Annotated in this window: 25 protein-coding genes; 8 read left to right on the top strand and 17 right to left on the bottom strand. The window is 33.8% G+C overall.

What is annotated here, in order from left to right:
* Nucleotides 1-71: 71 nt before the first annotated feature.
* The 9 genes from ACN0QX_RS07235 to ACN0QX_RS07195 all read right to left on the bottom strand — a co-directional run bounded on the left by ACN0QX_RS07235 (nucleotide 72) and on the right by ACN0QX_RS07195 (nucleotide 12,276).
* On the bottom strand, nucleotides 72-1,388 hold the full coding sequence (locus tag ACN0QX_RS07235) for a TolC family protein (RefSeq protein WP_417196036.1): 1,317 nt from the start codon (nucleotides 1,386-1,388) through the stop codon (nucleotides 72-74).
* Nucleotides 1,378-4,575, bottom strand: a complete 3,198-nt coding sequence (locus ACN0QX_RS07230) for an efflux RND transporter permease subunit (RefSeq protein WP_376861205.1) — start codon at nucleotides 4,573-4,575, stop codon at nucleotides 1,378-1,380. The genes ACN0QX_RS07235 and ACN0QX_RS07230 overlap by 11 nt, the downstream gene beginning before the upstream one ends.
* Nucleotides 4,576-4,578: 3 nt before the next feature.
* Nucleotides 4,579-5,712, bottom strand: a complete 1,134-nt coding sequence (locus ACN0QX_RS07225; RefSeq protein WP_417196035.1) for an efflux RND transporter periplasmic adaptor subunit — start codon at nucleotides 5,710-5,712, stop codon at nucleotides 4,579-4,581.
* A 120-nt stretch (nucleotides 5,713-5,832) separates the two neighbouring features.
* A complete protein-coding gene (locus tag ACN0QX_RS07220) occupies nucleotides 5,833-6,405 on the bottom strand; it encodes a pentapeptide repeat-containing protein (RefSeq protein WP_417196034.1) in 573 nt (190 codons plus the stop codon).
* Between the two features lie 703 nt (nucleotides 6,406-7,108).
* Nucleotides 7,109-7,462 (bottom strand): 50S ribosomal protein L19, encoded by a 354-nt coding sequence (gene rplS / locus ACN0QX_RS07215; protein ID WP_248398688.1) that lies wholly within the window; start codon nucleotides 7,460-7,462, stop codon nucleotides 7,109-7,111.
* A gap of 142 nt (nucleotides 7,463-7,604) precedes the next feature.
* The gene (gene trmD, locus ACN0QX_RS07210) at nucleotides 7,605-8,285 is read right to left on the bottom strand and encodes a tRNA (guanosine(37)-N1)-methyltransferase TrmD (RefSeq protein ID WP_248400602.1); all 681 of its coding nucleotides are present in this window, start codon (nucleotides 8,283-8,285) and stop codon (nucleotides 7,605-7,607) included.
* Nucleotides 8,286-8,432: 147 nt separating this feature from the next.
* Nucleotides 8,433-9,044 (bottom strand): tRNA (guanine-N1)-methyltransferase, encoded by a 612-nt coding sequence (locus tag ACN0QX_RS07205; RefSeq protein ID WP_248398691.1) that lies wholly within the window; start codon nucleotides 9,042-9,044, stop codon nucleotides 8,433-8,435.
* A 196-nt stretch (nucleotides 9,045-9,240) separates the two neighbouring features.
* On the bottom strand, nucleotides 9,241-10,689 hold the full coding sequence (locus tag ACN0QX_RS07200) for a glyceraldehyde-3-phosphate dehydrogenase (protein WP_417196033.1): 1,449 nt from the start codon (nucleotides 10,687-10,689) through the stop codon (nucleotides 9,241-9,243).
* A 171-nt stretch (nucleotides 10,690-10,860) separates the two neighbouring features.
* Nucleotides 10,861-12,276, bottom strand: coding sequence for a trypsin-like peptidase domain-containing protein (locus tag ACN0QX_RS07195; protein ID WP_417196032.1), 1,416 nt, complete (start codon nucleotides 12,274-12,276; stop codon nucleotides 10,861-10,863).
* Nucleotides 12,277-12,424: 148 nt separating this feature from the next.
* Between ACN0QX_RS07195 and dapF the strand changes: the two genes are divergently transcribed.
* The 5 genes from dapF to ACN0QX_RS07170 all read left to right on the top strand — a co-directional run bounded on the left by dapF (nucleotide 12,425) and on the right by ACN0QX_RS07170 (nucleotide 16,453).
* Nucleotides 12,425-13,204, top strand: coding sequence for a diaminopimelate epimerase (dapF, locus tag ACN0QX_RS07190; RefSeq protein WP_417196031.1), 780 nt, complete (start codon nucleotides 12,425-12,427; stop codon nucleotides 13,202-13,204).
* A complete protein-coding gene (locus ACN0QX_RS07185; protein WP_417196030.1) occupies nucleotides 13,198-13,722 on the top strand; it encodes a GNAT family N-acetyltransferase in 525 nt (174 codons plus the stop codon). Before dapF ends, ACN0QX_RS07185 begins: the two co-directional genes overlap by 7 nt.
* Nucleotides 13,723-14,766 (top strand): endolytic transglycosylase MltG, encoded by a 1,044-nt coding sequence (gene mltG / locus ACN0QX_RS07180; RefSeq protein ID WP_417196029.1) that lies wholly within the window; start codon nucleotides 13,723-13,725, stop codon nucleotides 14,764-14,766.
* A gap of 3 nt (nucleotides 14,767-14,769) precedes the next feature.
* Nucleotides 14,770-15,678: a DUF2279 domain-containing protein gene (locus tag ACN0QX_RS07175; protein WP_417196028.1), complete on the top strand. Its 909-nt coding sequence runs from the start codon at nucleotides 14,770-14,772 to the stop codon at nucleotides 15,676-15,678.
* Nucleotides 15,679-15,787: 109 nt separating this feature from the next.
* Entirely contained in the window at nucleotides 15,788-16,453 is a 666-nt protein-coding gene (locus ACN0QX_RS07170) for a peptidoglycan-binding protein LysM (RefSeq protein ID WP_248398706.1), read from the top strand.
* Between the two features lie 6 nt (nucleotides 16,454-16,459).
* On the opposite strand, the gene ACN0QX_RS07165 is transcribed toward ACN0QX_RS07170, so the two are convergent.
* The 4 genes from ACN0QX_RS07165 to dnaA form a co-directional block, all read right to left on the bottom strand.
* Nucleotides 16,460-17,176, bottom strand: coding sequence for an SAM-dependent methyltransferase (locus ACN0QX_RS07165; protein WP_417196027.1), 717 nt, complete (start codon nucleotides 17,174-17,176; stop codon nucleotides 16,460-16,462).
* Nucleotides 17,176-18,582, bottom strand: a complete 1,407-nt coding sequence (locus ACN0QX_RS07160) for a PQQ-dependent sugar dehydrogenase (protein WP_417196026.1) — start codon at nucleotides 18,580-18,582, stop codon at nucleotides 17,176-17,178. Before ACN0QX_RS07160 ends, ACN0QX_RS07165 begins: the two co-directional genes overlap by 1 nt.
* A gap of 84 nt (nucleotides 18,583-18,666) precedes the next feature.
* The gene (locus ACN0QX_RS07155; RefSeq protein WP_417196042.1) at nucleotides 18,667-19,107 is read right to left on the bottom strand and encodes a low molecular weight protein-tyrosine-phosphatase; all 441 of its coding nucleotides are present in this window, start codon (nucleotides 19,105-19,107) and stop codon (nucleotides 18,667-18,669) included.
* A 53-nt stretch (nucleotides 19,108-19,160) separates the two neighbouring features.
* Entirely contained in the window at nucleotides 19,161-20,588 is a 1,428-nt protein-coding gene (gene dnaA, locus ACN0QX_RS07150; protein WP_248398712.1) for a chromosomal replication initiator protein DnaA, read from the bottom strand.
* 181 nt (nucleotides 20,589-20,769) lie between these two features.
* Between dnaA and ACN0QX_RS07145 the strand changes: the two genes are divergently transcribed.
* Nucleotides 20,770-21,174, top strand: coding sequence for an acyl-CoA thioesterase (locus tag ACN0QX_RS07145; RefSeq protein ID WP_417196025.1), 405 nt, complete (start codon nucleotides 20,770-20,772; stop codon nucleotides 21,172-21,174).
* On the opposite strand, the gene ACN0QX_RS07140 is transcribed toward ACN0QX_RS07145, so the two are convergent.
* Genes ACN0QX_RS07140 through ribD form a run of 4 tightly spaced genes read right to left on the bottom strand, consistent with a single transcriptional unit; the run spans nucleotide 21,171 to nucleotide 24,264 of the window.
* On the bottom strand, nucleotides 21,171-21,788 hold the full coding sequence (locus ACN0QX_RS07140) for an IMPACT family protein (protein ID WP_376861177.1): 618 nt from the start codon (nucleotides 21,786-21,788) through the stop codon (nucleotides 21,171-21,173). The genes ACN0QX_RS07145 and ACN0QX_RS07140 overlap by 4 nt on opposite strands.
* On the bottom strand, nucleotides 21,789-22,652 hold the full coding sequence (locus ACN0QX_RS07135; protein ID WP_248398719.1) for an EamA family transporter: 864 nt from the start codon (nucleotides 22,650-22,652) through the stop codon (nucleotides 21,789-21,791). It abuts the gene before it with no gap.
* Complete coding sequence (locus ACN0QX_RS07130; protein ID WP_417196024.1) at nucleotides 22,649-23,260, bottom strand: HAD family hydrolase; 612 nt, start codon at nucleotides 23,258-23,260, stop codon at nucleotides 22,649-22,651. Before ACN0QX_RS07130 ends, ACN0QX_RS07135 begins: the two co-directional genes overlap by 4 nt.
* A complete protein-coding gene (gene ribD / locus ACN0QX_RS07125) occupies nucleotides 23,257-24,264 on the bottom strand; it encodes a bifunctional diaminohydroxyphosphoribosylaminopyrimidine deaminase/5-amino-6-(5-phosphoribosylamino)uracil reductase RibD (RefSeq protein WP_417196023.1) in 1,008 nt (335 codons plus the stop codon). The genes ACN0QX_RS07130 and ribD overlap by 4 nt, the downstream gene beginning before the upstream one ends.
* Nucleotides 24,265-24,299: 35 nt before the next feature.
* On the opposite strand from ribD, the gene ACN0QX_RS07120 reads away from it, so the two are divergent.
* Together ACN0QX_RS07120 and prmC are read left to right on the top strand one after the other, a co-directional pair.
* Nucleotides 24,300-24,791, top strand: a complete 492-nt coding sequence (locus ACN0QX_RS07120; protein ID WP_417196022.1) for a GNAT family N-acetyltransferase — start codon at nucleotides 24,300-24,302, stop codon at nucleotides 24,789-24,791.
* A gap of 28 nt (nucleotides 24,792-24,819) precedes the next feature.
* Nucleotides 24,820-25,489 (top strand): peptide chain release factor N(5)-glutamine methyltransferase (gene prmC / locus ACN0QX_RS07115; protein ID WP_417196021.1); only part of this gene is annotated, 670 nt, incomplete at its 3' end.

Below are 25,489 nucleotides of genomic sequence, written 5' to 3'. Positions count from 1 at the left end.
TTATCCTGATTGATTTTTATCAATACGGCATGGCTAGTATTACTTAAGTAGCTATTGTTACTGTAAGTTATTTAAAACTCAACATTCAATAAGTCTCCGCTTATTTGTAAAACGGTTAGTTCGGCAAGCTTGGCATCATATTTTGCTTGATTTCTGCTTAATTCCGCATTCCGAAGGTTTAATTGTGCTTGCCTAAACTCAATAGAAGTAGCTTGTCCCAGTTTAAACTTTTCTTGAGTTCGATTAAAATTATTTTCGGAAGTAATAATATTATCTTGTTGGACATTAAAAATAACTAGCTTGTTTTGATAATCCTCCCAAGCATTATAAAAATCGCGTTCAATGGTGATGATTAGTTGCTCTTTTTGCAATTTTTGATTGTCTAAATTAATTTTGGTGTTTTTTACTTGCGTAATAGTGCTTCCGCCATCAAATAAATCCCAAGCTAGATTAATACCTCCTGAAAGACCTGTGTTTAAAGTTGTTGTTGCAAAAGAAGCTGCGTTGTTATTGTTTTTATTCCAACCATAGGAACCAATTAATCCAACTGTAGGTAAATATTGCGATTTTCGAGCTTTAATGTCTATTTCGCCAATAGAAATATTTTTTTCTGCTTGCAACAGCGCCACATTATTTGCTTTTGTTTTAGATAATAATTCATCCTTATCTAAATCTAACAAAAACTTAAGGTCTGTTTTAACATCAAAGTCCCCAGCAATTTGATTGCCGATTACAACATTTAAATCTCGTTTTGTATTTTTTAATTGTTGTCTAATATTTATAAGATTTATACTATCATTATTAATATCCACTTGTGCATTTAAAACACCTAGCTTCGTGTTTTGACCATAATCGAATTGATATTCCGCTCTTAATAATCTATCCTTTGAAATATTTAAAGTTTGCTCTAAAGCTAATGTGTTTTCTGACGTTTTAGCTAGATTGTAATAAATAGTAAATAGTTGAATGATGACGTTTTCAATAGTTTCTCTTGCCTCTAGTTGCGATAAAAAATATTCTTCTTTCAAACGTTTATAATTATACTGTCTTCCCATGCCATCAAAAACAACATAATTTAAATTAACCGATGCATTATAACGCGAGCTTTCTGCACCATTTAAAATAGTAGATTCCCCATTAGCAAATTGGGCTTCCGTATTATCTAAATTATATGTAGCGCCAGCATTACCCGTTACAGTTGGTAGATATCCAGAATTTAAGATACTGGTATTATTTTCGGCAATTTCTAACGAGTTATTGGTGATTTTTATACCATAATTATGTTCTAAAGCCATGGAAAAAGCATCTTCTGGATTTAAAATCCTCTGCGAAAACAATGGTAATGACAATAATAAAAGACTGTATATTATGACGTTTTTAATGCTCATTTTCTTCTTTTTGTTCTTTAATAGCGCGTTCAACTTCTTCTTTTGTTACGGCTTTATTAGAATATAACCATTTAGCATTTTTCTTAATACTATTATTAAATGATAGAAATAAGGGTAAGACTAATAAGGTTAATATAGTGGCATAGGCAATTCCGAAAGAAATTGATATTGCCATGGGTTTCAAAAATTGTGCTTGTCTACTTTTTTCTAATAACAAAGGTGCTAAACCAGCTATGGTAGTTACCGATGTTAAGAAAATAGCTCTAAACCTTGACTTTCCAGCATCCGATAGGGCTAAATCGAAAGACATGCCGTTTTTTAAATTTGTATTGAATTTGCCTATCAGAACTAACCCGTCATTCACCATTATTCCAATTAGTGCAATTATACCTAATAAGGATAATACGTTTACCGGAAAGCCTAACAGCCAATGTCCCCAAGCTACGGCGGTTAAACTAAATGGAACTAATAGCAACAATAATAAAGGTTGACTGTAGCTTCTGAAAGTAAAGGCAATGGTAATATAAATAAGCAATAAAATGATAGTTCCTGCACTTGAAATAGATGAAGATAACTTTTGGGCCTCCCGATTTTGTCCTTCAAAGGCAGCAGAAATTGTTGGATATTTAGATTGTAACTCTGGAATGGTTGTTCTCTTAATTTCATCAAGAATATCTGTAACACTGGTACTTGGATCTTTTAAATCTGCCGAAACTCTAATTTCTCGTTTGCCATCTAAATGATTAATGGCAACATCGCCACGGACAATAGTATAGGTTGCAATGTCTTTTAACGCAATACGACTGCCTGTTGGCGTTACAATACGCATATCCTCCAAATCGTTGATAGATTCTCTATTGGGACGATCATAACGCACCCATACTCGAATCTCATCTTGACCTCTTTGAAAACGTTGAACTTGAGAACCGAAAAAACCAGCACGAATTTGTGCCATTACTGTGCTAAGGTCCAAACCTATTAAATAGGCGGTCTCTTTTAACTCAAGTCTAATTTCCTTAATACCAGCAGGATCATTGTCTTCAATATCTTTGAGTAAAGGGTTTTCTTCTAAAATATTTTTTAACTCCACTTTAGCGGCTTTCAGTTCCTCAATATTATTGCCTAGTAGAGCTACGGAAACGGGACTACCACCAAAATTTCCACCAGAACCATAAATCAATCGTTCGGTACCAATTACCGGACCTACTAACTCACGTAGCCTATTTGCTACCATGGAAGCGTTGATTTCGTCAGGCCTTTCTTCTCCAGGTAACATGTTTATAACCAATTGTGCGCTGGAGCTACTATTTAAGGTTAGTATGGTATTTTCAAAAAGCTCTTTATCGGAATCTTTTAAAAACTTTTCAGAGAACTCTTTATTTACTATAAACGACTTTTCTTCTATCATTGAAATAATAGAATCGGTTATTTTTACATTGGTTCCGTTGGGCATATCTAATTCAATGGAGATACGGTCACTTGCTATGGATGGGAAAATTGTAACACCAATAACACCGCCACCTATAGCGCCGAATGTTAAAACTAAAAGAGCCACAAAAATCCCTAAAGACAAGATTTTAAATTTTAAAACAAATGATAATGCTGGCGAATAGACTTTGTCTCTTAAAAACCTCATGATTCGATCTCCGAAAGCATTGATGCCACGCATTTTGGCAAAAAACTGTTTTGTTTTTGAAGGGTTTTCTTGAGGAGTTTCTTTTCTTAAGGCTTTAGAATGGGCTAAATGCGCGGGTAGAATTATTAAAGCCTCTACTAAAGAAACGACTAATGTTAAAATAACGACAACGGCAACTTCGCTGAAAAATTCACCAATTCGACTGTCCAAAAACAGAAATAATGAAAAAGCTAGGATTGTGGTTATAATAGCCGATACAACGGGAGGTATAACTTCCATGGTTCCATCAATAGCTGCTTGGATTGGTGTTTTCCCTTTTTCGTAATGCTGATAAATGTTTTCTGCAATTACGATGGCATCATCAACTAAAATACCAATAACGATAATCATTCCAAAAAGTGACAGTACGTTTATAGTAACATCAAATTGTCCCGCAAAAATGAACATTCCTAAAAATGAAAGAGGAAGTCCAAATGCCACCCAAAAGGCCAATCTTGTATTTAAAAATAAGGATAGGAAAATTAAAACTAAAAACATACCAATCATGGCGTTTTCAGATAAAAGCTTGGTTCGTTGGTTTAATGTAATGGATAAATCTCTAACGATGTCTAACCGGACATTTTCATGTTTTTGATTGTACTCATCTATATAAACCTTAACTTTTTCGGCAGAAGACATAAGATCTTCATTATTTGTACTAGTTACAGAAATATTTACCGATAAATTTTTATTGAAAAAAGTAGCATTTGGTGTTTCCGAAAAACGATCTCTTATAATTGCCACGTCCTTTAAGCGAACCGTTTTCCCATCTTGTGTTGCTTTTACAACAATGTTTGAAAGTTCGTCGCCATAATAGGAACGGTTGTTGGCGCGAATAAGATACTCCTCGGCATCCGTTTTTATATTTCCTCCAGTAATTAGAATATTAGATGAAGCTACTGCCTTTGCAACATCGGAAAATGTTAGATTATATGCTAATAGGTTGTTTTCATTTACGGCAATTTCTATTTCTTCTTCTGGATACCCAGTAACAGTTACTTGCGAAATACCATCAATAGCTCGTAAATCATTCTCAACCTGTCTCCCTATTTGTTTTAAGGTTACTAACGGTACATTATTTCCACTTAAAGCAAAAGATATGGTTTCCCGAATGGCTTCTTGTTTCGAAACAACCAATGGTTCCATGCCGGTTGGAAAAGAAGGTACACGATCCACGGCATTTTTAACTTCTAATAACATGAAGTCAATATTTTCACCTTTTTCAATTTCAACAGTAATCGTTCCACTATTTTCTCTGGAGGTGGAAGTAACGCGATCTATGCCTTTTAATCCTTTAAGATTATCTTCAATTTGCAGCACAATACCTTCCTCTATTTCTTGAGGAGAAGCGCCAGGATAGATAATGTTTATATTGATTATTTTAGATTCGACAAGGGGGAAAAATGACGATTTCAAAGACATAATCCCTAATATACCAAATGCAAAAAAAGCTATAATGAAGACATTAACAGCTACATGATACCGAATAAAATACGTAATTATTTTTCTCATAATTTATTGGCTATCCCTTGAAGTTTTATTTTCAGTAAATGGCTTTACAAGCATTCCGGCGTAGGCACCTGGAACTGGTTTGTTTAAAATAACGGTACCATTTGGAACATTTTTTAAAACAACGGTTGTTTCCGAAAAGAAAACAGGTGTAACATTTAGTATATCTAGGGTGTTATCCTTAACTATAAAAATCTGATTTCCATCTAACATTAAGTTTCTATTTATTTCTATGGCATTTTCCTCTTTTTTAGCATTCAAGCTTGCTTCTAGATACATCCCTTCTTTAAGTTGTTCATTTTCCACTTCAATATACGCCGTAATGGTTTGTGTTGCTGCATCAATACTTCCATTAACTCTGGAAATTTTTCCTTTATAATGCTCGGTATGTTCTATGTTTTGTAATTCAACGTCTTCGTTTACCTTTAAAAGGCTGGCGTAGGATTTACTCAAAGCTATTTCCATTTCATAAACGGTAGGATCAATATATTCACCTAGTTTTTGTCCGCTTCTAATTAGGGCGCCTTCGGTAATTAAAGCTTCCGTAAGAATACCATTAAAAGGCGCTGAAATATTATACTTTGCTAGGCGTTGTTCTAAATTTTTAACATTGTAATAATTGGAAACAATACCACGACCTGTAATGAAGTAATTTTCCTTGTCTGATGTCATTTCAGGAAGTTTTGGGGTGGTTTTATTTAAATCGAAACTATTTAAATACGTTTGCCATTTCTGAAACATGTTAGGGAAATCTAATCGTAAATCAGGCATAATAGCTGCAATTGTATTGTAAAGGTTACTTTTTGCCGATTGTACACTAGCATAGTATTCAGATGCATCAATCTTAATGAGTGTTTCGCCTTTTTTATAGTATTGCCCTGGTTTAAATAGTTTGGTTCCAGGTTTAAAAATTCCTTGAACTTCAGCATATAATTCCACACGCTGCTTGGCCACTAAACTGCCATTAGCGGGAATTAAAATAGGAATAGTGGAGTTTTTAACGGTGTCTGTGTAGACCGTTTTTATAACTTTTTCTATAACCGGTTTGGGTTTTGTTTTGCTGTCTATTAAATGTTTGGCAATAAAAAAAGAGCCTAATATAAGTAAGACTCCTAAAATTGAAAGTATGATATTTCGCATTTGAAATGGGTTGGTTGCGGTTGTTAGACAACAAAACTATCTTTAAGTTTAATTTAGTAGTCTTAAAAAAATCATAAAAAACGCAATTGTGCATGCCATAAAGTATAATTACACAGTATATTATTCTATAATAAGTTGGTAAGATTTTAATAGGCCTAGTACATTTTCTTTCGAAAATTTAGCTGATTTTAAGGTATTGAATTCAGGACTCATTGTAATGTTTTGAGATGTTGAAAAATCGGCATGTGTTAGGTTTGATTTATAGAAAATAGCCTGGTCCAAATTGCAGTCTAAAAAACTGGCGTAGGAGAGATCTGTATCAGAAAAATCTGTTTGTTTTAATGAGCAGGTATGGAATTGGGTATTTTTTAATTTCAGATTATTAAATGCAGATAGATTTAATAGGCAGTTTTTAAATGAAAAAGACATTAAAAAAGGATTACATGTATTAAAAAGCACACCAAGTATTTTGCAATCGGTAAATATTACATCTTTAAATGTGGCATCCTTAACTTTGGTAGAACTTAAATTACAGTTAAGAAACTCACATTCTGTAAATGATAAATAGGATAGAAATGCATCTGAAAAATCACAATCTATAAATTGACAATTATCATATTCACCCTTGGCAAGAGGTTCGTGGGTGTAAGTTTGTTTTTTAAAGGTTTGATCGCAGATGTAGGGCAGATTCATTGTTGTTTACTTTTTTCAGCTCAAAACTACTTAAAATAACGGTTTATTAAAAAACAAAAGCCATATCATATCAGACGAACGTCTGGTTTGACATGGCTTTCTTTGAAATAGCTGAACATGATCTATGCAATCTTACAATTACAGGATGTAGAAATTATCTACATGTTTCAATTCAAGGATTACTATTTCAAAAGTGAAACATTTCTAAACGCAACTTTCAAAATGTATTGACCTGTTGCAAAAATGTCTCGATTTACTGTTTTTCTTGATGTTTTGTCTGTATTGAGATTCATTTACATAAATTACAAACACTCAAAACATTGTTTTCTAGTCTAATTCTCACTTTCGTTTCTAAAAGACAATTAAAAACTTTCAACTTTTATCACTACTAACTGCAAATACATTTAGCGTTTTAAAAAGTATCATGATTTTTTAGTTACACACGTAAACGTGTTTACCGCAAAACCTCAAAAAACAATAAGATTTAAAGAACGTATCTTTATTGAAATAAAAATAAATTTGTTTTTTTAATACAAAACCAACTTGGTTGTCTTTTAATTCTTGTACTAATATAAGGCGAGATTCTTGTTTTTAAAAACTTTTAAGGTTTTAGATATCAACAACTTATAAACTGGAGTTATTAACTTTTGTTAATAAAAAAAGCCCTGTAAAAACAGGGCTTTCCAACGTTATCAACAAAGTATTAACGTTTCATACTTTCTTTGATTCTAGCTTTCTTACCAGTTAAGCCTCTAAAGTAGTAGATACGTGCACGACGTACTTTACCACGTTTGTTAACTTCAACTTTTTGTAAAGCTGGCATATTGATTGGGAAAATACGCTCTACACCAATAGTTCCAGACATTTTTCTGATTGTAAATGTTTCAGAAGAACCTGTTCCTCTCTTTTGAATAACAACACCTCTAAAGAACTGTGTACGTACTTTTTCGCCTTCTCTAATTTCGTAATAAACTGTAATTGTGTCTCCAGCACTAAACTCTGGAAAATCTTTTTTAGGTACAAACTCTTGTTGTACAAATTTGATTAAAGATTCCATATCTTTTATTTTTATCTTAATTAATCCGAAACAACATTCACGATTATCGCCAGAGGTTAACTCGAAATTGGCTGCAAAGATAACTAATTATAAATAACTTGCAATTAATAATTTCACTTTTTAAACGATGAAAAATTAGCTTTTATTTTTCGTCTAATAAGTCGGGTCTTCGCGTTTTCGTACGCTCGTATGCTTGCTCTTCCCGCCATTTTTCAATTTTTGGAAAGTTACCAGTAAACAATAATTCGGGTACTTTCCATCCTTTGTATTCCCGAGGTCGTGTGTAAATTGGTGGTGCTAATAGATTATCCTGAAACGAATCGGTAAGCGCCGATGTCTCATTTCCTAAAACTCCAGGGATTAAACGAATAATAGCATCACATAATACAGCCGCACCTAATTCTCCTCCAGAAAGCACATAATCGCCTATGGAGATTTCGCGTGTAATAAAATGATCGCGAACGCGTTGATCTACTCCTTTATAATGTCCACACAAAATTATAATGTTTTCTTTTAATGAAATTTGGTTAGCAATACCTTGATTTAAGGTTTCGCCATCGGGTGTCATATAAATAACCTCGTCATAATTGCGTTCAGACTGTAATTGGGAAATGCATTTATCAATCGGTTCAATCATCATAACCATGCCGGCTCCGCCGCCAAATTGGTAGTCGTCTATAGTTTTATAATTATCGGTTGTATAATCACGTAAATTGTGGAAATGCACTTCTACCAAGTTCGCGTCAATAGCACGTTTTAAAATAGAAGCTTCAAACGGGCTCTTTAACAATTCAGGTAAAACGGTAATAATATCGATACGCATGATGGCTGTTTTGAGCTGCAAATATACTTGAAATGTTTTGGGATTCTGAATTTTTATAGATTGATAAATCAACTAAATCTTAAAAGCAAAAAAATCTACGAACGCAAGTTGTAGATTTTTTTATATTGAATTGAAAAAAAGAATTTTTTAATTAATTCCTTTTTGTTTATTGAGTTCATCTTGAAGTTGGCGTCTTACTTTTTGCTCACGCTCTAATGCTGTGCGTCTGTGTTCATCAAATTCATCTTCTGTTTCGGAAAGGTTTTTTTGAGCTTCACGAGTTATGGCATTGCTATTTTTAAACTTGTAGATAAATAGGAGTAATAGTGCTAGTAATAAACCAACAATGGACCACATGAGAATATTATAATTGGGCTTGGTCATTTGTAAACCAAATAACTCCATGTTATTTTTTTCGTTGGTCGTTTTATTTAAGGTGTCTTCGGTGTTTTTTAGACTGCTTTTTAAACTTGCTATTTCACTATTCTGATTAGAAATAGTTCCTTCGGCTGTGGCTAATTCGGAATGGATAGATTTTAAGGAATCTAATGTATGTGCTTTCAAGGTATATAACCAGTTCTTTTTAACTACTTTATAATCTTGATAATTGTTAGAACGTTGAATGACGTACTCAAATTGGCTATCTATGGTACCGCTTTCTAAAGATAATTGGTCATCAGTTTCTGTTGCATCCTGTGCATTTATTGAGGCGTAACTTGCTATAAATAAAAATAATAGAAATTTTTTAAGACTGTTCATTTTGTAGTTGTAAAGAAATATAGTTGCTAAAATAAGAAAATATGTTTAGTATAAAACACAATACTCAAAAAGCCTCACGTATGGAGGCTGCATTATATACGAATAGCTTTATAATTTAGATGTTGAACTTGCGTTTTTTTTCAAAAAAAATCTCGCTTAAATAAAGCGAGATTTTAATTTCAAAATACTTTTTAGATTAGTAGTATGTAAAGCGTCTTACTTTGGCAATGTATTTTGCTAATCTAATAACTTGATGGCTGTAGCCATATTCGTTATCATACCATATATATAGTACTGTTTTTTTACCATCAGGACGGACTATAGTTGCCTTACTATCAAAAATGGCGGGTGCTGAACTTCCAACTATATCGCTAGAAACTAACTCATCACTTAATTCGTACTTTATTTGTTCCACTAAATTACCTTCTAAAGCATATTTCTTTAAAGTGGCATTAATGGCTTCCATTGAAGTAGCTTTTTCTAAATCCAAATTTAAAATGGCTAAAGAACCATTAGGCACAGGTACACGAATAGCGTTAGAGGTTAACTTACCTTCTAAACTTGGTAATGCTTTTGAAACAGCACTTCCTGCACCAGTTTCTGTAATAACCATGTTTAATGCTGCAGCGCGACCACGACGGTATTTATTATGGAAGTTATCTACTAAATTCTGATCGTTTGTATAGGCGTGAATGGTTTCTAAATGACCACTTCTTACGCCGAATGTATCTTCAATAGCCTTTAAAATTGGTGTAATGGCATTGGTTGTACACGATGCGGCAGAAAAGATATGTACTGTATCTGGATTGTGCTCTTCGTGATTGACACCATGAACAATATTAGGGACACCTTTACCTGGTGCTGTAAGTAATACTTTCTCTGCTCCTTTAGATTTTAAATGTCTACTTAAGGCTTCATGATCTCTAAATGCACCTGTGTTGTCTATAACTAATGCATTATTGATACCATATTTTGTGTAATCTATATCTTCTGGCGCATTGGCTGAAATGATGTTAACCGTAGTGCCATTAATAATCAACGCATTGTTGTCAAGATCGGCAACAACAGTTCCCGAAAAATCACCATGAACAGAATCATTGCGTAATAATGAAGCTCTTTTTTCTAAAACCGTTTTATCTATTTTTCCACGAGTAACAATAGCTCGTAAACGCAACTGACTACCTTTACCTGTTTTTGTCATTAATTCACGTGCCACTAAACGACCAATACGTCCAAAACCATAAAGAACAACGTCTTTTGGTTGGATAGGATGTTCGGTTTTAGCGCCTTGTAATCTATCAGCAACAAAGGCTAAAGCATTACTAAATTTCTTTTCTTCTAAATGGTATTCATAGGTTAGTTTACCAATGTCCAACTTGGCAGGTGGTAAATCTAATGTTTTAATAGCTTGCGCTATTTCAACAGAATCGAAAATTGAAATTGGTTTTTGAACAAATTCGCCTGCATATTCGTGTAAATTTAGAATTTCACTGACGTTGCGGTCAATTAATTGATTTCTAAACAGGACCAGCTCGATAGATTTGTCATACCAAAGATCGCTAATAATTTTAATAAATTCTACCGTAGCTCTTCGTCTATCGGCTTGAAATGCTAATTCGCTTTCATAAGTCTCGTTAAAACTCATTGTGTAATAATTTTAGTGTGTTGTTAATTTTTATCTATCCAAGCTGTTTTTAAGGCTCTTGAATCTGCGTGCAAAAATAGTACATTTCAACCGTTTTTATCGTGTATTTTATATAAAAAAATCCCTAAAACATATAGAAACGTTAAAGGGATTTTTTTGGTTTGCAGCCTGTTACCTGAAAATAAAACTTTGCTTTTGGCCACGTGTATTTATAATGCTTATTTTTTCGATATTCTTATCTAAAGCATTTCCATATTTCTTTTTTAAGATAGAAATATCGTCAATACTATTAATTTGAATATCATTTATATCCGTAATAATATAGCCTTTATTCAATCCAATTTTTTGGTATAGCCAGTAATTATCGCTTTTGGTTACCAACACACCATGATCTATTTGGTATTGCTCTTTAATGTCTTTTGAAATATTTTTTACTTGAATATCTAAAAATTCAGTAGTTAAAATCTCAAATTTCGATAAGGTTACTGGAATCGCTTTTTCCGAATTGTCTCTTAAAACCATTACATTCACAACATCATCAGGACGTTTGGTGCTTAAATAACCTGTTAAATCGGCAAATTTTGAAATCCTTACATTGTCTATTTTAGTAATAATGTCGCCTTTTTTAATTCCAGCTTGCTCGGCGCCTGATTGTGCTTCAACAGCACCTACATAAAATCCTTCCGTTAAATTAACGTCCAATTCTTCAGACGATTTTCCATTTAAACTAATACCACTAACGCCCAAAATGCCATTTTGAACAATACCAAATTCCATTATATCTTCTATCACTTTTCGTGCAATATTGCTAGGAACAGCAAACGAATAGCCAATATAGGAGCCTGTTTGTGAACTAATAGCAGTGTTTATACCAATTAACTCACCATTACTATTAACCAAAGCACCTCCCGAGTTTCCTGGATTTACGGCCGCATCGGTTTGGATGAATGATTGGTAATTTTGACCGGATAAATCGCGTGATTTTGCCGAAATAATCCCAGCCGTAACCGTTGATGTTAAATTAAATGGATTACCCACTGCTAGTACCCATTCGCCAATTTTAGCCATATCGGAGTCGCCAAATGTAATATATGGTAAATCTTCATCCGCTTCAATTTTTAATAGCGCGATATCCGTTTTTGGGTCAGTTCCTATTAAAGTGGCTTGATAAATCTTATTGTCGTTGGTAGTAATAGATAGCTCTTTGGCACCAGCAATAACGTGATTATTGGTAATAATATATCCGTTTTTATTAATAATAACACCACTTCCAGTTCCTACTTGTGCTTTTTGTGAACGTCTACCATAAAAGTAATCTTGCATGGTTGTGGGTGCCGAAACAACAGCTGTGTTTTTCACGTGCACAACGGCATGTACGGTTTCTTCTGCAGCATTTACAAAATTGGGAACACTTGCCGAATTTAATAAATTGGTATTATTAAAACTTGTTGGCAGATAAGTAGTTTGCTCTTGTTGCGGTTCAGTAGTCGTTATAGAAGCTTCTGGTTCTAAAAATACTTTATAAGCGGATAAAGTTAAGGCACCACCTAATACGGAAACAAATACAAGCGTTAAAATCTTTTTCATAATCTATAATTGTTTTAATTAAATGAATAACGATTAAAATTAATTTATTATTGAATGGCTTTTTCAAGTTTAACTTTTTTTAACGTCGACTTTAACGCCTAATTAACATAGAAAAAAACCACCTTTAATTCATATATTTGCCCTGCTTATGATTTATACATTTTATAAATATCAAGGAACAGGTAACGATTTTGTCATGATTGACAACCGTCAACTTATATTTGACAAAAACAATACCAAAGCCATTAAAAAGCTATGCGACAGACGTTTTGGCATAGGAGCTGACGGATTAATTTTGTTGGAGAATCACGATACATTAGATTTTAAAATGGTGTATTACAATTCTGATGGAAACGAAAGTTCTATGTGTGGAAATGGTGGGCGTTGTCTTGTAGCTTTTGCTAAATTTTTAGGTATTATTAAAAAAGACACACAATTTATGGCGGTTGATGGTAAACATGATGCCATAATTGAAGCAGATTTGGTAAAACTTCAAATGCAAGATGTCCCACATATAAATATATTTGATACCCATGTGTTTTTAAATACAGGGTCGCCACACCATGTGCAGCTGACCACTGATTTAAAAAATATTGATATTAAAAAGACAGGTTCAAACATTAGATATGGGGAGCCTTATAATGAATTAGGAACGAATGTAAATTTTGTTGTAAAAAATTCAGAGACTAATTTTTCTGTTCGAACATACGAACGTGGTGTAGAAGATGAAACCTTATCCTGTGGTACGGGTGTAACAGCTGTGGCATTGGCCATGCACGCCATTGGTGAAACGGAAAAGAACCTCATTTCGTTAGAAACGGAAGGTGGTGAACTACAAGTTTCTTTTGATAAAAACGATTCTAAATATCAGAATATTTGGCTTATTGGTCCAGCAACGCAAGTTTTTAAAGGTGAAATAGAATGTTAACATTACAAGGGAAACATATGTATTTGCGCGCATTGGAACCAGAAGATTTGGATCTCATTTATACCATTGAGAATGACGAATCCATTTGGGAGTTAAGCAGTACACAAACACCTTATTCACGATATTTAATAAAACAATATCTTGAAAACGCTCATAAAGATATTTATGAAGTAAAACAGTTACGATTAGTAATCGCGAATGAAAATCATGAATCCATTGGGTTGATAGATTTATTTGATTGCGATTTCAAAAATAAACGTGCTGGTATTGGTATTCTTATTTATAGTAAATCGGATCGGCAACAAGGTTATGGAAATGAAGCTTTAAAACTATTAATGTCGTATGCAAAAACGCATTTAGATTTACATCAGCTGTTTTGTAATATTTCAGAAGACAATATTATGAGTTTAAATCTGTTTGAAAGCAACGGATTTATAAAAATAGGATTAAAAAAAGATTGGAATTATGTAAACGGTTCCTATAAAAACGAATATTTCTTACAACGAATTTTTAATTAAATGTATATCAAAAAAATACTTTGGGCTGTTGCTCTTATCGGATTATTAGTAGCGGCTTACTTTGCGTATTTTGTGTATAGCACTATGTTTTCACCCAATACGGCTTTTAATAATGATGAAGCTTATATTTATGTTTCCACCAATGCATCATATTCAGAAGTACGGGAACAATTACAGCCGCTTTTAAAGGATATAAGTTCTTTTGACGCACTTGCCAAGCAGAAAAAATACACCACGAATATTAAGGCTGGACGTTATGCAATTAAAAAAGGCATGAACAATAATGATATTATAAATTCCATTCGCAGTAAAAACTTACCCTTTAATTTGGCGTTTAATAATCAGCAATCCTTGGAATATTTAGCCGGCCGCGTTAGTATGCAAATAGAAGCAGATAGCGTGTCTTTAGTTACTGCCATGCGCGACCCAGAGTTTTTAAAAGCTAATAATTTTTCCAATGCAACGGCGCTAGGAATGTATTTACCTAATAGTTATGAGTTTTTTTGGAATACATCCGCAGAACAATTTCGGGATAGGATGCTAACGGAATACAAACGGTTTTGGACCGAAAATAGATTAGCAAAAGCCAAAGCATTAAATTTAACGCAAAATGATGTGATGACGTTGGCCTCCATAGTATATGAAGAATCCAAACAAGCGGAAGAACAGCCACGTGTTGCAGGTGTTTATATTAATAGGTTACGAATTAAAATGCCACTACAGGCAGATCCAACTTTAAAATATGCAGCATACCAATTACCAGAATATCAAAACACCATTATAAAGCGCGTGTTAAATAAACATAAAGAAATCAATTCGCCTTACAATACATATATGTATGCAGGATTACCTCCTGGATTAGTTACCATGCCAGATATTTCTGCCATTGATGCCGTTTTGAATTACGAAAAACATAGTTATTTATATTTTGCTGCTGATGCCAAGCGCTTAGGTTATCATAAATTTGCTAAAACCTTAAGTCAGCATAATGCAAACGCACGTGAATATCATAGTTATCTGTCTAAACAGGGTATTTATCAATAAAGCTTGAAACACATAGTTTTACATATCGCTTTTGGACTTATGTCTTTGACATGTGTTTCCCAATCAGCTCTCAATTCTTTTTTAAAACCAAGCGATACTTTAAATAAGCCAAGACGAAATGCGGTTATTATATCAGAAGCTGCGCTTGGAACTGTTTCTCTGTTAGCTTTAAATCAGTTATGGTATGCGGACTATCCGCGTTCTAATTTTCATACGCTTGATGATAATAGCGAATGGTTACAAATGGATAAATTGGGACATGTGTATTCGGCTTATCAATTAGGTAGAATAGGAGCTCATATTTTAAATTGGAGTGGTGTTAGTAAAAAAGATCAACTTGTTTATGGTGGTACTTTAGGTTTTACATTTCTAACAGCGGTTGAAGTTTTAGATGGCTTTTCAGACGAATGGGGATTTTCTTGGGGCGATATGGCAGCTAATGCAGCAGGAACCGGATTGTTTATAGGTCAAGAATTATTGTGGGATGAACAACGCATAACCATGAAATACTCGTTCCATAGAACGCAATACGCATCTCAACGACCGGACAAACTAGGTAATGGTTTGGCTGAAGAGTTTTTAAAAGATTATAATGGTCAGACCTATTGGTTAAGTTTCAATATTCATTCCTTCTTTAAGCATAGTAAAATTCCAACTTGGATAAATGTAGCATTTGGTTATGGTGCAGAAGGCATGTTAACCGGAAGTAATGAAACTGTAAATGACATGTTCCAAAACCAAAATAGGGTTCGACAATTTTATGTAAGTTTGGATGTTGACTTGACTAGAATTAAAACAAATTCTCACATATTAAAGACCGTTTTTGATATTTTCAACACAATAAAAATACCATTTCCAGCTATGGAGTTCAACGAAGAAAATGGTATTCGCTTTCACGGAATCTACTTTTAGAAACACTTAATCGATTAATTGTCAGATATTAAAAAAAAGTTGTATATTTGCACGCTGAAATTTTACAACCCATTCCCTCAAGGAAATGAGTTAAAAAAATTCAAAAATTATGAGAAAAAGTATCTTAAATTATCTAGTACTAGTACTTATAATATGTGTCTTAATTGTAGGTTCGTTTACATCGAACAAGACCATAACAGAAAATGATTATTCAGTTAATGATTTAGCATTTAATACTGTTGAAACTTCTGAAATGTCATTTGACCACATCTTACCGTTAGAAAAAACGTACAAACCGTTTTCACCAACTTTAGGAAAATCATTCGTTGGGTTTAAAGAAGCTTTAGGCTTTAAAGAATCTAGAGGTGATTATTTTATAGTAAATACCTTTGGTTATTTAGGTAAGTACCAATTTGGCAAGGAAACATTAAAAATGATTGGAATCCATAATCCAGTTCACTTCTTGAAAAACCCGGAAATGCAAGAAAAGGCATTTGTGGCCAATGCAGAACGTAACAAGTGGATTTTAAGAAAGGATATTAAACGCTTTAATGGGCAAACCATTAATGGTGTTCTAATTACTGAATCAGGAATTTTAGCGGCTGCGCATTTAGCTGGTCCCGGAAATGTAAAAAAGTATTTAAGAAGCTATGGTGAACAAGGTTTTACCGATGCATACGGAACGTCTATCCAATATTATATAAAAAAGTTTTCTGGATATGATACTTCTAAAGTAAAACCAAATAGAAAAGCAAAAGTAAAGTTGACAGCTTAAAAAATGTCAACTTTTGTGAATTATAAATAGTGCAGGTCTTTTATGTAGGTCTGCACTATTTTTTTTCCATGCTTGAACAGACTGTGTTTTAATGAACTCAGTTGGTAAGGTAATATCACAGGCAATGCAAACATCGGTATCGGGATGGAGCACCTTGCAAATATCTTCTAACATGGCATTATTTCGGTAAGGTGTTTCAATAAACAACTGCGATTGATTTTGTTGAAATGACACACGTTCCAATCGTTGTAATTCAGCTTTGCGCTCTTGCTTGTCAATAGGTAAATAGCCATTAAAAGCAAAACTCTGGCCATTCATTCCAGAACCCATAACTGCCATAATTATAGAGGAAGGGCCAACTAAAGGAACAACTTCAATGTTTTTTTGATGCGCAATTTTAACCACATCTGCACCAGGATCTGCAACAGCAGGACAACCTGCTTCGGATAGTAATCCTACGTTTTTACCTTTCAAACACGGATTTAAAAACTCGGGAAGCTCTGTGAATTCGGTAAACTTATTAAGTAAAAACAATTGTAAAGACGGCTGACTTTTTTCTGGAGCTATACTTTTTATAAAGCGTCTTGCTGTTTTTTCATTTTCAACAATAAAAATATCAAGGGCTTCTATGGTGTTTTTAACAGTAATTGGTAACACATCTAATGGGTTGGTGTCGCCAAGGGTTGTAGGTATTAGAAATAATTTTCCGAGTTTGGTGGTCATTAGTCTATAATCAGTTTTTTTGTGGATATGTTTTGATTGGAGTCGCTTATTTCAATAAAATATAAACCACTGCTAATAGATGAAACAGAAATATTAACGTGTTGTTTATTAATATTTGAAATGGTTTTTATGCGCTTGCCATGAACATCATAAATTACAACTTCTGAAAGCGTATTAGAAGCTGAAAAGGCATCAATAGATACAGTGTCTGTTGCTGGATTGGGATAAACTTTAATGGTTTTTAAATTGTTTTCGGCAACACTTAAATTAGTATCTATTATTTTAAAAATTTCACCAGTACTGGCAGCTGCAATGTATAATTCCCCAGCCATATCTTCGCCAAACGTGGTCCAACCTTTGTTGTTAAAAGGTGTTGTAAATGCCATGTTCCAGGTGTTGTTTTCAAAAATGAGTGTGCCAATTTCGTCACTACAATAATCAGCAAAGAAGTAGGTGTCAACAAACGCTGGAAATTGGCTGCCTTGATAGCTATAGCCACCTGTAATGGAGCATTTAAATTCGCCACTACTTGAATGGGTGTATTGTGAAACTGGAAAAACCATGGTGGAGGCATCGGCACAACCACTTGTATTATAGGGGGCATTTCCTTCATAACAACGCCATCCGTAATTAATTCCGCTCTCTGTGGTGCTTACTTTGTTAATTTCTTCAATTTCACTTTGGCCAACATCGGCAATCCACAACTCGTTATTGGTTCTATCAAACGAAAAACGCCAAGGGTTGCGTAGTCCGTAAGCCCAAATTTCGTCTAAAGCGTTGGAATCAGAAATAAAAGGATTGTCTGCGGGAATAGCATAGTTTAACCCATTGCTTGCATTGTTAACATCAATGCGTAAAAGTTTTCCTAACAGCGTTGTTAAATCTTGCGAGCGATTGCCGGGGTCGCCACCAGAACCACCATCACCCGAAGCAATGTATAAAAAACCGTCTTCACCGAATGCTAAATCGCCGCCATTGTGGTTGCCAAAAGGTTGGCTAATGGTCATGAATATAACTTCAGAATTAATATTGGCCATGTCGCTATTTGCTGGGTTAGTGGTAAATCGCGAAATAACGGTATCGCCAGCGTTATTTATATAATTAACGTAAAAATAGCCGTTGGTTGCATAATCGGGGTGAAAAGCTAATCCTAATAATCCACGTTCACCACCGCTATTACTCACTAAACTATTTATATCCAAAAACGGTGTGGAGTTAACGGTTTGTTGTGCATTGATAATTTTAATAACACCTGCTTTTTCAACAATGAATAAGCGATTATCATTGGCGTGCTTTATGCCAACAGGATTGTTAAATCCAGCTGCATATAAATCGATTCCTACTTGTTGTGCGTAGGTTGTAATCGTAATTAATAAAAATACAACAAGGGTTAGGCTCTTTTTCATTTGTTTTAGGTTTCTGTGTTAGCACAAATTACAAAAAATAACCAACCGACTCATTATTTTAAAATATTAAATAGTGATATACAATTATTTAAGAAGTTTTTGAGAGAGTATTAAACACGCTTCATCCAGCATTTTGAAGGTGTTATCAAAACCTTGGATACCGCCAGTGTACGGATCTGGGACACTATGATTTTGATTGGGATATATTTCGTTTAATATGTAGTGTACTTTGGCAATGTCATTGGCATTTCTGGCTAGTTTAACAACATTTTCAAAATTGAAACTGTCCATTACATAAATATAATCGAAGTTGTCAAAATCGGCAACACTAAACTGTCTTCCGCGTTGTGTTGTAATATCTAATCCGTATTTTTTAGCAATTTTAATGGAGCGCGGATCTGGTGTATCACCAACATGGTAATTTCCTGTTCCGGCCGAATCTACTAAAAAACCAGTATCTGGTAGTTTCGATTTTAAAATGCCTTCAGCTAGAGGTGAGCGGCAAATATTGCCTAAACAAACCATGAGTATTTTAGTAATATTTGGATCCCGAGACATCGGAAATATAATTTAGAGGATTAAACAGACAATTTTTTAGTTAAATCGTCTACATATTTTTTAAATTGCTTATCGGTAGATGATAAATTATCAACCGTTTTACATGCATGTAATACCGTTGCATGATCACGTTTTCCAATTTGTGAACCAATACTTGCCAATGAAGCTTTCGTGTATTTTTTAGCAAAAAACATGGCTAACTGACGTGCTTGAACAATATGGCGCTTTCTAGTTTTAGATTGTAATGTATCCACATCCATTTGGAAGTAATCAGATACAATTTTTTGGATATAATCTATAGAAACTTCACGTTTAGTATTTTTTACAAACTTTTCAACCACTTGTTTGGCTAAATCTGCAGTAATTTCTTTTTTATTGAAAGAAGACTGTGCAATTAATGAAATAATAGCACCTTCTAATTCACGAATATTAGTTTTGATATGTTTGGCAACATACTCAATAATTTCTTCTGGCATTTCCACACCATCTCTATAAAGTTTGTTTTTCAATATAGACACACGGGTTTCAAAGTCTGGGCTTTGCAATTCGGCAGAAAGTCCCCATTTAAAACGTGATAATAAGCGTTGTTCAATATCTTGCATATCAACAGGTGCTTTATCACTCGTTAAAATAACTTGTTTTCCGTTTTGATGTAAGTGATTAAATATGTGGAAAAATACATCTTGCGTTCCTGATTTGCCTGATAAAAACTGAACATCATCAATAATTAAAATATCAATTATTTGATAAAAGTGAATAAAATCAATTCGGTTATTTTTCTTAACCGCATCTATATATTGTTGCGTAAATTTTTCTGCTGAAATATATAAAACCGTTTTTTCAGGATATTTGTCTTTAATATCCACACCAATAGCATGGGCTAAATGCGTTTTTCCTAAACCAACACCTCCAAAAATTAATAATGGGTTAAAGGATGTTCCACCTGGTTTTGCCGCTACAGCTAAACCTGCACTTCGTGCTAATCGGTTAGAGTCACCTTCTAAAAAGTTTTCAAAACTATAATTAGGGTTTAATTGCGATTCAATTTTTACATTCCTAATGCCAGGAATTATAAAAGGGTTTCGCAATTCTGGATTTTTATTGTTTAAAGGAATGTCTACGTCTTGCGCTTTAACCGATGAACGATTTGCACTAGGTATTCGCTCTGTAAAAGGTTGCTTGTTGCCATAGGTGTTTTCCATTTTTATAATGTAAACTAATTTGGCATTTTCCCCAAGCTGCTTGGTTAAAGCAACTTTTAAAATTTTAACGTAATGTTCTTCCAGCCATTCGTAAAAGAATTTACTTGGGACTTGAATACTAAGTGCGTTATCAGTGAATTTTACTGCGACTATAGGCTCAAACCATGTTTTATATGCTTGCGGTTGAATATTATCCTTAATAAATTCCAGACAATTTCCCCATACCGATTGCGCAGTTACACTCATTATAAAATTACAAATTTATTCGTTAGTAGTTTATCGGGAAAATGAAATTCCCTTATTGATCTTTAGCTTGGCAAATATGTGAACAAAAATCTTAAAAAAAAAATGAAACTCTATTGAATATTAAGATATTTTTTCGCATACTTATTGCATTGCCTAAACTACAAAAAAATATTCAAATAAGATGTTCTTTTTCGATGAAATACCTATAAGAGTGAGATATGGTGAAACCGACCAAATGGGAGTGGTTCATCATGGGAATTATGCGTTATATCTGGAAATGGGTCGAACGGAATGGCTCCGAAAAATGGGTCTCTCTTATAATGAAATGGAAAAAAGTGGTGTGATGCTCCCTGTAATTTCTATGAGCTTAAATTATAAGAAGTCAGCCCTTTATGATGAGGTTATTAAAGTAAAAACACAGCTAAAAAAAAACCCTTCAGTGAAGATAGAATTTGACTATGAAATTACAAATGCGGCAGGTGATGTTTTGGTAACTGCAAATACCGTTTTAGCGTTTATTGATATGAATAGTAAACGCCCCATGAAGTGTCCAGATTATATTTTGAAGAAGTTAGAATTGTTTTAATCACGTTCCGTAATAGATACTTCGTAAATAGCTTCAAATTTTTCTGATATTTTTTTGCTCTCCTTAAGGCGAACGGAAATAATAATTTGACAATCGAGTTCTAATGTTTGGTCAACAATTTTTAAATTGTTCTCTTTTATAACACGCATTACTTTGTTCATATTCTTATAGTCAAATCGGATAAGAAATTGCTTATTTATAGTGCGCTTAACAATTTTTGATGCTTCCAAAGCCATTTGAGCTGTTGTTTTGTAAGCATGTATTAAACCTCCAACGCCTAGTTTTACACCTCCAAAATAACGAACAACCACAATGAGCACATTTGTAACATTATAGGATTGGATTTGCCCATAAATAGGCATGCCTGCGCTATTATTAGGTTCGCCATCATCGTTGGCTCTAAAATAAATTTGGGTCTCATCCATACCAGTTTGGTACGCATAACACCAATGTCCCGCTGTATGATGTTTTTTCTTTAAAGTATCTAGGTGTTCCTTAACATCATCTTCATGTTTTATAGGAAAAGCATAACCAAAAAACTTGCTGTTTTTGTCTTTAAATAAGACTTCTTCAGAAGGTTTTGAAATGGTTTTATACGTGTCTTTTAGTGTCATTTACAAGGCGGTTACTAACAAAATCGAAATTACGGCTAAACTAATACCTATCCAATTTTTTGTAGAAAGCTTTTCTTTAAATAAGAATAAACCTAAAAGCGAGGTAAGCAAAATAATAGCCACATTGTTAACGGTAAAAATGGTGGAGCTTTCTAAAGTTTCGTGATCTAAAGCTTTCAGAATGTAATAAATAGATGCGTAGTTAACGATTCCTAAAGCCAAGCCGCCAATTAAACTTTTAGGGTTAAATTTAAACTTACCTTGAAGTTTTTTAATGAGTATCGTGCCTAAACCAATTAGAGCAGCAAAACCAAAAATGGTTGCCGAAAAGATAGGAATACCATTATCGGGTAAATAGGTTGTTTCAATATATTTAATGGAGGTATCTATAATTCCAGAGCCAAAAAATATAATAATAGGATAGATGTAATAGGCTTTATTTTTAATACGCGTTCCCGATTTCATGGATGATAAATACACAGCCAATAAAGCGGCAACAATACCAATAATTTTAAATAAACCTGCGCTTTCTTTATATACATAAATGCCAAAAACTACGGGAATAATCACGCTCATTTTTGTGGCAACACTGGCAACCGATAAACCGACACGTTGGGATGTAATAGCCATAACATTAAAAATGGCAATGAATAAAAAGCCTAAAAATATGGCGCCATAAAACCATTCGGTAGAAATAATGGCGTGGACATTTATAGGATCTTCATAGGCAATTACTCCAATAGAAAACGCTGTAATATAATTGAAAACAATAGCTTGTAACGTGTTTACTTGGTGCTTATCAAACAACTTAAATAGCACAAAAATAATGGTGGACGCTAATATGCTTAAAAGTAAGTAAATCAAAAGAGGTCTTTTTTAACGTTGAATAAATTAACAATATCATCTGTTTCGGGGTTAATGTGCCAAGTATGAATACCTAATTGCGAAGCAGCATGTATGTTTTCTTCCGTGTCATCAATAAACAAACACGTTTTAGGATTTAAATTATTCTGATCTAAAACAAATTGATAAATAGAATGATTGGGTTTTCGTAATTGGATTTCATGCGATAAATAAAATTGGTCAAATTGCGATTTAAAGTCGTCATAAAAAGCAACGCGCTCTTGAATCCATTTAATATGAAGCGCATTGGTATTGCTTAATAATATGAGTTGGTATTTTTTATCGGATGCCAATTGTTTTAAAAACGCTAATCTATGTGTTGGGAAATCTTTTAAAATATAATTCCAAGCATCTAAAATCTCCGGTTCACTTAAATTAGGAAATTCATTTTTGTAAAAAGTAATAAATGCTTCGGAAGATATTTGGCCTTGCTCATAAGCTTTGTTGCAAGCAATCATTTCAGGCGAAAATTCTTTTAATTGAAATAGATTTAGAGCGTTTTGCATAGCGCCAACTTTATCTAAGTTGATGAATACATCACCAAAGTCGAAAATAAGTGTTTTAATCATATCATATTTTTGTAAATCCGTAACGTATCATCTTGGATAAACGTTTCTTCTAGTAAATCACCAGAAAAACTAGGCGCTTTTGTGCCTTCTGTAAATGTCGTTTTCCCTGTAAATATACGGGCTTCATCCCATAAGTTTTCATCAATAAAGGTTTGAAGTGTTCGTGCACCACCTTCAATAATTACGGATTGAATGTTCTTTTTATGTAAAAACTCACCAATTTGTAAGGCAAGTGGTTTGTTAAAATCGACATCGCTTTCCGTAATCCGAATGGTTTCAGCTTCGTTATTAAAAACGGTTAAATTATTGGAAAGTTTCTGCTGTTTATCCATTACAAACCGAATGGGATTTTTACCTGTCCAATCTCTAACGGTTAAGCTTGGGTTATCTGCCAAAGCTGTCTTGGTTCCTATTAAAATGGCTTGTTCTTCAGTGCGCCATTTATGAATTAATTGACGTGAAAATTCATTGGTAATCCAAACGGGTTTTTGTTCGTTACGAGTTTTTGGTGCTATAAAACCATCAGCAGTTTCAGCCCATTTTAATATAATATAAGGCCGTTTCTTATTGTGAAACGTAAAAAAACGTTTGTGATGTTCTTTACAGGAATCTTCCAAAATGCCTACGGTAACATGACATCCAGCTTCTATTAACTTTTTAATGCCATTTCCAGCAACTTTACTATGGGTGTCTGTTGTTCCAATAACAACATTTGGAATCTGATTTTTTATAATTAAATCGCTACAAGGCGGTGTCTTCCCGAAATGGCTACAAGGTTCTAAAGTTACATATAGCGTGGCCTCTTTTAAAAGTGTTTTGTCTGTAACCGATTGAATGGCATTTACTTCGGCATGTGGACCGCCAAAAGGACTTGTATAACCTTCGCCAATTATTTGATTTTTATATACAATTACCGAGCCTACCATAGGGTTTGGAGCCGTAGTTCCCAATCCATTTTTGGCAATTTCAATGCAACGATTTATGTATTTTTCATGTATCTTCATCCCAGAATTTCAAGATGTAAAAATAAGACATTAAAGTGAGTCAAAATAATATTGTTATTAGAGAAATTACCCAGGCAGATAATGCGCAAATTGCAGCTGTTATTCGCTCTGTTTTTGAGGAGTTAGACGCACCTAAAGTAGGAACAGCTTATGAAGATGCGGCATTAGATGTGATGACGGAAACCTATAACAAACCTAAAATGGCTTATTTTGTAGTTGTTAATAACCGAAAAATTATTGGAGGTTGTGGCATTGCGCCTTTAGAAGGAGCAGCTGAAACTGTTTGCGAATTACAAAAAATGTATTTCTTACCCGAAGCCCGCGGTTTGGGTTTGGGCTCTAAAATGATTGCTGTTTGTCAGAAAAAAGCACAAGAATTTGGTTTTGAATCCTGTTATTTAGAAACCTTACCATTTATGGTTGGCGCCCAAAAACTCTATAAAAAGGTTGGTTTTCAGCCTTTGTCCGCTTCCATGGGAAGTACAGGTCATTATTCTTGTAACGTTTGGATGCTGAAACAATTATGAACCAAGGAAATATACAAACAATTATATTTTGATTTTAAAAGAGATCCAAAACATATTTCATCAAGAACTCGATTCCATATATGGAACCGATGAAGTGGGCAGTTTTTTTAATATTCTCATCGATTTTTATTTAGGATTAAATAGAATAACTTTAGTTCTAGAGCCAAATTATACCATAACGAAAGAAGAGGAACAACCGCTATTTGAGGCTTTAAGTCGATTAAAATTAGAGGAACCCATTCAGCATATTATCGGTAAAACCGAATTTTATGGATTGCCTTTTAAGGTGAATAAACACACTTTAATTCCCCGACCAGAAACCGAGGAATTGGTAGATTGGATTTTAAAATCGCTTTCCGGAAAAAAGGATCAACCATTAAAATTATTAGATATTGGCACAGGAACGGGTTGTATTGCTGTTAGTTTGGCAAAGCATTTACCAAATGCACATGTTTATGCTGTAGATGTGAGTCCAGAAGCGTTACAAGTGACTCGAGAAAATGCGAAATTGAACAACGTTTCTATTACATGTATTGAAGATAGTATTTTAGATATTCAAAATGACATCTTGAAATCGGCAACAGGTTTTTTTGATGTGATAGTGTCTAATCCACCTTATGTTCGTGATCTTGAAAAAGTAGAAATAAAAAATAATGTCCTACAGCACGAGCCTCATTTGGCTTTGTTTGTAAAAGATG

This window comes from Bizionia sp., from assembly GCF_048259285.1.
Taxonomy (GTDB): domain Bacteria; phylum Bacteroidota; class Bacteroidia; order Flavobacteriales; family Flavobacteriaceae; genus Algorimicrobium; species Algorimicrobium hallyeonense.
This window is presented reverse-complemented; position numbering and strand designations above follow the sequence as displayed.

Bases quoted from the DNA above. Each gene is read 5' to 3' on its own strand.
- ACN0QX_RS07185 (WP_417196030.1), top strand. From the start codon at position 13,198: ATGTTAACATTACAAGGGAAACATATGTATTTGCGCGCATTGGAACCA.
- ribD (WP_417196023.1), bottom strand. From the start codon at position 24,264: ATGAAGATACATGAAAAATACATAAATCGTTGCATTGAAATTGCCAAA.
- mltG (WP_417196029.1), top strand. From the start codon at position 13,723: ATGTATATCAAAAAAATACTTTGGGCTGTTGCTCTTATCGGATTATTA.
- ACN0QX_RS07195 (WP_417196032.1), bottom strand. From the start codon at position 12,276: ATGAAAAAGATTTTAACGCTTGTATTTGTTTCCGTATTAGGTGGTGCC.
- dnaA (WP_248398712.1), bottom strand. From the start codon at position 20,588: ATGAGTGTAACTGCGCAATCGGTATGGGGAAATTGTCTGGAATTTATT.
- ACN0QX_RS07160 (WP_417196026.1), bottom strand. From the start codon at position 18,582: ATGAAAAAGAGCCTAACCCTTGTTGTATTTTTATTAATTACGATTACA.
- ACN0QX_RS07170 (WP_248398706.1), top strand. From the start codon at position 15,788: ATGAGAAAAAGTATCTTAAATTATCTAGTACTAGTACTTATAATATGT.
- ACN0QX_RS07235 (WP_417196036.1), bottom strand. From the start codon at position 1,388: ATGAGCATTAAAAACGTCATAATATACAGTCTTTTATTATTGTCATTA.
- ACN0QX_RS07155 (WP_417196042.1), bottom strand. From the start codon at position 19,107: ATGGTTTGTTTAGGCAATATTTGCCGCTCACCTCTAGCTGAAGGCATT.
- ACN0QX_RS07145 (WP_417196025.1), top strand. From the start codon at position 20,770: ATGTTCTTTTTCGATGAAATACCTATAAGAGTGAGATATGGTGAAACC.
- ACN0QX_RS07200 (WP_417196033.1), bottom strand. From the start codon at position 10,689: ATGAGTTTTAACGAGACTTATGAAAGCGAATTAGCATTTCAAGCCGAT.
- ACN0QX_RS07220 (WP_417196034.1), bottom strand. From the start codon at position 6,405: ATGAATCTGCCCTACATCTGCGATCAAACCTTTAAAAAACAAACTTAC.
- ACN0QX_RS07165 (WP_417196027.1), bottom strand. From the start codon at position 17,176: ATGACCACCAAACTCGGAAAATTATTTCTAATACCTACAACCCTTGGC.
- ACN0QX_RS07140 (WP_376861177.1), bottom strand. From the start codon at position 21,788: ATGACACTAAAAGACACGTATAAAACCATTTCAAAACCTTCTGAAGAA.
- ACN0QX_RS07205 (WP_248398691.1), bottom strand. From the start codon at position 9,044: ATGAACAGTCTTAAAAAATTTCTATTATTTTTATTTATAGCAAGTTAC.
- rplS (WP_248398688.1), bottom strand. From the start codon at position 7,462: ATGGAATCTTTAATCAAATTTGTACAACAAGAGTTTGTACCTAAAAAA.
- trmD (WP_248400602.1), bottom strand. From the start codon at position 8,285: ATGCGTATCGATATTATTACCGTTTTACCTGAATTGTTAAAGAGCCCG.
- dapF (WP_417196031.1), top strand. From the start codon at position 12,425: ATGATTTATACATTTTATAAATATCAAGGAACAGGTAACGATTTTGTC.
- ACN0QX_RS07130 (WP_417196024.1), bottom strand. From the start codon at position 23,260: ATGATTAAAACACTTATTTTCGACTTTGGTGATGTATTCATCAACTTA.
- ACN0QX_RS07230 (WP_376861205.1), bottom strand. From the start codon at position 4,575: ATGAGAAAAATAATTACGTATTTTATTCGGTATCATGTAGCTGTTAAT.
- ACN0QX_RS07225 (WP_417196035.1), bottom strand. From the start codon at position 5,712: ATGCGAAATATCATACTTTCAATTTTAGGAGTCTTACTTATATTAGGC.